The organism is Pseudomonas sp., assembly GCF_026224925.1.
In the GTDB taxonomy this organism is placed as follows: Bacteria; Pseudomonadota; Gammaproteobacteria; order Pseudomonadales; family Pseudomonadaceae; genus Aquipseudomonas.
This window is the reverse complement of sequence record NZ_JAMFRV010000028.1, coordinates 1-5240: the sequence shown is the minus strand read 5'-3', so window position 1 is coordinate 5240 and position 5240 is coordinate 1. Positions and strand designations below refer to the sequence as shown.

Sequence of the window (5240 nt, the reverse complement as noted above, 5' to 3'; positions counted from 1 at the left end):
GGGTCAGAGGATATTGTTGCTGCGTTGCCGAATATGAGCGTTTTGAAGTTCCATTATTGATCAGTTGCCTGCAAACAAATCACCTGTGCACGCATTCTAAAGAAAAACAATCAAAGAACTGAAAATTCAAGACTCTCGTAGCCAGGATGAGATGTTCAGAGCCCCTGTCCCTCCGAACATCCTGATGCCCCCTCATCAAGATCGGCACGACCGATCATCACCGCCAAAGGAGAAGTCGATGAATCGCAGCCAATTTTCCCTCCTTGTCATGTGTCTGACGTTGTTCCTCACTGGGATCTCAACCCACAAAGCCTCGGCGCAGGCAGCTTGCTATGCCGCATGGAACGCAACCACTGCGTATACTGCCGGCCAGACCGCCAGCTACAGCAAGACCGTCGAAGAACGCGATATCCAGCTGTTCGCAGCGATGTCGGGGGATCACAACCCGGTACACCTCGACCCTGAGTTCGCCGCACAGACCATGTTCAAAGAGCGTATAGCCCACGGAATGTTCAGTGGCGCACTGATCAGTGCCGCAGTGGCCTGTGAACTGCCTGGGCCCGGCACTATTTATATCGGCCAAACAATGAGTTTTCAGAAACCGGTAAAAATTGGCGATACATTGACCGTGCGCTTGGAAATTCTCGAAAAGCTGCCGAAGTTTCGGGTGCGCATTGCTACACGCGTGTTCAACCAACGTGATGAGTTGGTGGTAGATGGCGAAGCCGAGATCCTCGCTCCGCGCAAACAGCAAACCGTGACACTACCAACGCTGCCTGCCATTACCATCGGCTGATTCTGTGGGACTGAATTTATTCAGGAAGCAGGCGGCGCGGTTTGTCTGAAAGAACGGTGCTGCGATCTTCCCGAATGAATTCGGTCCCACAGTGATTCCATGTATTGCTCTGGCCGCAAACGAAAAAAAAGGCGACCGAAGTCGCCCAAAGTGCCTTGCGTGCTCGTGTACCAGAACGACTCTTTTTCGTTATTTACGTTTGTGTGAGTCCTTCCAGATAAATAGTCCCAGGCCTGCGAAGAAAAACACCATCAGGCCGACGGTCAGAACACCTGCGATAACCACATTATCGAGAAACATAACCGCCTCTCCTGATCAACCCTGTTCGATAGAGCAAGGTTAACCAAGGGGCCGGAAGGGGACGTTGACGCAGATCAATGGCGGCCACGACGAGGCGCGGCGACCAGCGGTTTACTGATCTGCGTCAAAAAACGGAGGGGTGACGCTGGCCATCAAGGCTTTTTAGGTTTGCCTTTGGGCTTTTTCTTGCCTTTGCCCATGGGCAATGCTTGCTCAAAAGCTTGGCGGACCTCATTCAAGCGCTTGTCATTCAGGTCGTGTGTACGCTTGGCGCGTTCGGCGCTCAAGTCTATCAATTTGTCGTCTTCGCTCATGGCCTGTACGTCTGAACACGGGAGTGCTGACAATAATGCGTGGTGATCGCGGCCGTGACTAGCAGTGATCAGCGTTGTTACGAGACAAAATGTAGAGAGCCGGCTGGACGCCCCGGTTTATCTGGGTGATCAAACTTCTACGTCGACCCACAAGCCCTGCCTTGGCTCATCATCGATCAATGGCACTACGGGCACGGTGTTGTCGGCATTCAACAAATAGCCGGGTTCCGCCAAATGCTCTTCCGGATCGTCCGGTTCGCCATTACGGCGTTTTTCCTGCCGACGCCGTTGCTCTTCGCGCAGCATCAGTGTGCTTTGTTCAGGATCGCGATTGCGCAGATCAATGGTGCTTTCGTTGGAAGGCGGCTGCACAGGCACCACAGGGGGGATATCCGGCCGTTGTTTAACGGGGTCGAGCTGCGAAGTCACGGGGACCGCGCTAAGCGGAAGCATAGGTGGCAGCATTTATTTGATCTCCTGTGCCATGCTGTCGGCTGCCGGTTCGTCGACTTGAGTCCCCGGACGGAAGTTTCGACTATGTTCTTGCCAGCAAGTGCCTTGAACGGCCACTTCAAGCGCGCGTATCCAATGATATGGAGCCTGTTTTGACGGTGCCCTTTGGTTTGAGTGGCCTGATCCGTTAATATAGTCGGCTTTTTCACGGCGGGAGTCAGGCAGCATGGCGCAGCAGTATCAACCGGGGCAACGCTGGATTAGTGACAGCGAAGCTGAGCTGGGTTTAGGCACCGTTCTGGCGCAGGACGGCCGCTTGTTGACCGTGCTCTATCCGGCCACTGGCGACACTCGCCAGTACGCGCTGCGTAACGCACCGCTTACTCGCGTACGTTTTTCGCCGGGCGACACCATCACCCACTTTGAAAACTGGAAGATGACCGTACGCGAAGTCGACGACGTCGACGGCCTGCTGGTCTATCACGGTCTCAACGCGCAGAACGAAGCAGTCACCCTGCCGGAAACCCAGCTGTCGAACTTCATTCAGTTCCGCTTGGCCACCGACCGCCTGTTTGCCGGGCAAATCGACCCGCTGGCGTGGTTCTCCCTGCGCTATCACACGCTGGAACACACCAGCCGGCAGCTGCAGTCCTCGCTGTGGGGCCTGGGCGGCGTTCGTGCGCAACCTATTGCGCACCAACTGCACATCGCCCGCGAAGTCGCAGACCGCATTGCCCCACGAGTACTGCTGGCCGACGAAGTAGGTTTGGGTAAAACCATTGAAGCCGGTTTGGTGATTCACCGTCAGCTGTTGTCGGGCCGAGCCAACCGGGTGTTGATTTTGGTGCCAGAAAATCTTCAGCACCAATGGCTGGTGGAGATGCGCCGCCGTTTCAACCTGCAAGTGGCACTGTTCGATGCCGAGCGCTTTATCGAAAGCGATGCCAGCAACCCGTTCGAAGACACCCAACTGGCACTGGTTGCGCTGGAGTGGCTGGTCGAGGACGAAAAAGCCCAGGACGCACTGTTTGCCGCGGGCTGGGATCTGTTGGTGGTGGACGAAGCCCACCACTTGGTGTGGCACGAAGAGCAAGCCAGCCCGGAATACTCATTGGTCGAGCAACTGGCTGAAGTCATTCCTGGCGTGCTGCTGTTGACTGCGACCCCGGAGCAACTGGGTCAGGACAGCCACTTCGCCCGTCTGCGCCTGCTCGACCCCAATCGTTTTCACGACCTCCACGCGTTCCGTGCCGAGAGCGAAAACTATCGCCCAGTGGCCGAAGCCGTTCAGGAGCTGCTTGATAAGGGCCGTCTTTCGCCCCAAGCGCACAAAACCATTCATGGTTTCCTTGGCGATGCCGGCGAAGCGTTGTTGGCTGCGGTCAACGATGGCGACGCTGAAGCCAGCGCGCGACTGATTCGCGAACTACTGGATCGCCACGGCACAGGCCGGGTACTGTTCCGTAATACCCGGGCCGCCGTACAAGGTTTCCCAGAGCGCAAACTGCATCCGTACCCCCTGCCCTGCCCAGTTGAATACCTGGAACTGCCGGTCGGCGAACACGCTGAGCTGTACCCGGAAGTCAGCTTTCAATCGCAGCCGGACATTACCGACGAACAACGCTGGTGGCGCTTCGACCCGCGTGTCGATTGGCTGATCGACACTCTGAAAATGCTCAAGCGCGTCAAAGTGTTGGTGATCTGTGCCCACGCCGAAACCGCCATGGACTTGGAAGACGCCCTGCGAGTGCGTTCAGGAATCCCGGCCACGGTGTTCCACGAAGGCATGAACATCCTTGAGCGTGACCGCGCCGCAGCCTATTTCGCTGATGAAGAGTTTGGCGCACAAGTGCTGATCTGTTCGGAAATCGGCAGTGAAGGCCGTAACTTCCAGTTTGCTCACCACCTGGTGCTGTTCGATCTGCCAGCGCACCCGGACTTGCTCGAACAGCGCATCGGCCGTCTGGACCGGATCGGTCAAAAACACATCATCGAGTTGCACGTTCCGTATCTGGAAACCAGCCCGCAAGAACGTCTGTTCCAGTGGTATCACGAAGCACTGAACGCGTTTCTGAACACCTGCCCTACCGGTAACGCCCTGCAACATCGCTTCGGCCCGCGTCTGCTGCCGCTGCTGGAAAGTGGCGACGACGGCGAGTGGCAAGCGCTGGTGGATGAGGCTCGCGAAGAGCGTGTGCGTCTTGAAGGCGAACTGCACAGCGGTCGCGACCGTTTGCTGGAACTCAACTCCGGCGGGGCGGGCGAAGGCGAAGCGCTGGTCGAGGACATTCTTGAGCAAGACGACCAGTTTGCGCTGCCGATCTACATGGAAACCCTGTTCGATGCGTTCGGTATCGACAGCGAAGACCATTCGGAAAACGCGCTGATTTTGCGGCCAAGCGAAAAAATGCTCGACGCCAGTTTCCCCCTGGGCGACGACGAAGGCGTGACCATCACTTACGATCGCAATCAAGCGCTCGCCCGTGAAGACATGCAATTCATCACTTGGGAACACCCGATGGTTCAGGGCGGCATGGACCTGGTGCTGGCCGGCTCCATGGGCAACACCGCCGTGGCACTGATCAAGAACAAGGCGCTGAAACCCGGCACCGTATTGCTTGAACTGTTGTACGTCAGTGAGGTGGTTGCGCCACGCTCGTTGCAGTTGGGTCGCTATCTTCCGCCTGCTGCCCTGCGCTGCCTGCTGGATGCCAACGGTAACGACTTGTCGGGTCGGGTCTCGTTCGTAACGCTGAATGAACAACTGGAAAGCGTGCCCCGTGCCAGCGCCAACAAGTTTATCCAGGCGCAACGGGATGTGCTAAACCCGCAGATCAATGCTGGCGAAGCCCGGATTGCACCGAAACACGCTGAACGCGTGGCTGAGGCTCAACGTCGACTGGCGGCTGATACCGACGAAGAGCTGGCGCGCTTGACCGCGCTGCAAGCGGTTAACCCAACCGTACGCGACAGCGAATTGATCGCTTTGCGTAAGCAGCGCGAACAAGGCCTGGCCATGCTCGACAAAGCCGCTTTGCGTCTGGAAGCGATTCGGGTGTTGGTCGCTGGGTAATTGGCTGAAATGCGGTGTGCCTGACACGCCGCATCGCCCAATTCGCGAATAAATTCGGTCCCACAGAGAATTCAGCGCCGCTCAGAGCCTCTGTGAGAGCGAATTTATTCGCGAATGGCCCCCGGTTCGTCAAGCCGTCACCGCTGGCATTTGCGGCTCATCCGCCGCCATCCCCGCTTTCATCCGCGCCGCATCCCTCGCAAAGCTACGAGACGCCTGAAACAAAAACAGCAGCGTCAGGAACAACGCTACTGGGATCAGCAGCATCGCGTCATGCAGCCCGTCGGCCTTGAACACTTCGGTC

5 protein-coding genes and 1 pseudogene are annotated in these 5240 nt (G+C 57.2%); 2 read left to right on the top strand and 4 right to left on the bottom strand.

Going from position 1 to position 5240, the window contains the following annotated elements; translation table 11 throughout:
* The first annotated feature begins 238 nt into the window (after positions 1–238).
* The gene (locus M0974_RS01480; RefSeq protein WP_297831741.1) at positions 239–796 is read left to right on the top strand and encodes a MaoC family dehydratase; all 558 of its coding nucleotides are present in this window, start codon (positions 239–241) and stop codon (positions 794–796) included.
* Between the two features lie 189 nt (positions 797–985).
* On the opposite strand, the gene ccoM is transcribed toward M0974_RS01480, so the two are convergent.
* From ccoM to M0974_RS01465, 3 genes are all read right to left on the bottom strand, one after another.
* A complete protein-coding gene (gene ccoM, locus M0974_RS01475; RefSeq protein ID WP_297831739.1) occupies positions 986–1096 on the bottom strand; it encodes a cytochrome c oxidase subunit CcoM in 111 nt (36 codons plus the stop codon).
* Between the two features lie 152 nt (positions 1097–1248).
* On the bottom strand, positions 1249–1410 hold the full coding sequence (locus M0974_RS01470) for a hypothetical protein (protein ID WP_297831736.1): 162 nt from the start codon (positions 1408–1410) through the stop codon (positions 1249–1251).
* Positions 1411–1539: 129 nt separating this feature from the next.
* Complete coding sequence (locus tag M0974_RS01465) at positions 1540–1875, bottom strand: aspartate-semialdehyde dehydrogenase (RefSeq protein ID WP_297831733.1); 336 nt, start codon at positions 1873–1875, stop codon at positions 1540–1542.
* A gap of 214 nt (positions 1876–2089) precedes the next feature.
* Here M0974_RS01465 and rapA point away from each other — a divergent pair, with 214 nt between their 5' ends.
* Positions 2090–4936 carry an RNA polymerase-associated protein RapA gene (rapA, locus tag M0974_RS01460; protein ID WP_297831730.1) on the top strand — a complete coding sequence of 949 codons (2847 nt, stop codon included), beginning with the start codon at positions 2090–2092 and terminating at the stop codon, positions 4934–4936.
* Positions 4937–5065: 129 nt separating this feature from the next.
* On the opposite strand, the pseudogene M0974_RS01455 reads toward rapA, so the two are convergent.
* Positions 5066–5240: pseudogene (locus M0974_RS01455) on the bottom strand (MFS transporter); the annotation flags it as partial.

Excerpts from the sequence above, each read along its gene's own strand:
- M0974_RS01480 (WP_297831741.1), top strand. The coding sequence starts at position 239 with ATGAATCGCAGCCAATTTTCCCTCCTTGTCATGTGTCTGACGTTGTTC.
- ccoM (WP_297831739.1), bottom strand. The coding sequence starts at position 1,096 with ATGTTTCTCGATAATGTGGTTATCGCAGGTGTTCTGACCGTCGGCCTG.
- M0974_RS01470 (WP_297831736.1), bottom strand. The coding sequence starts at position 1,410 with ATGAGCGAAGACGACAAATTGATAGACTTGAGCGCCGAACGCGCCAAG.
- M0974_RS01465 (WP_297831733.1), bottom strand. The coding sequence starts at position 1,875 with ATGCTGCCACCTATGCTTCCGCTTAGCGCGGTCCCCGTGACTTCGCAG.
- rapA (WP_297831730.1), top strand. The coding sequence starts at position 2,090 with ATGGCGCAGCAGTATCAACCGGGGCAACGCTGGATTAGTGACAGCGAA.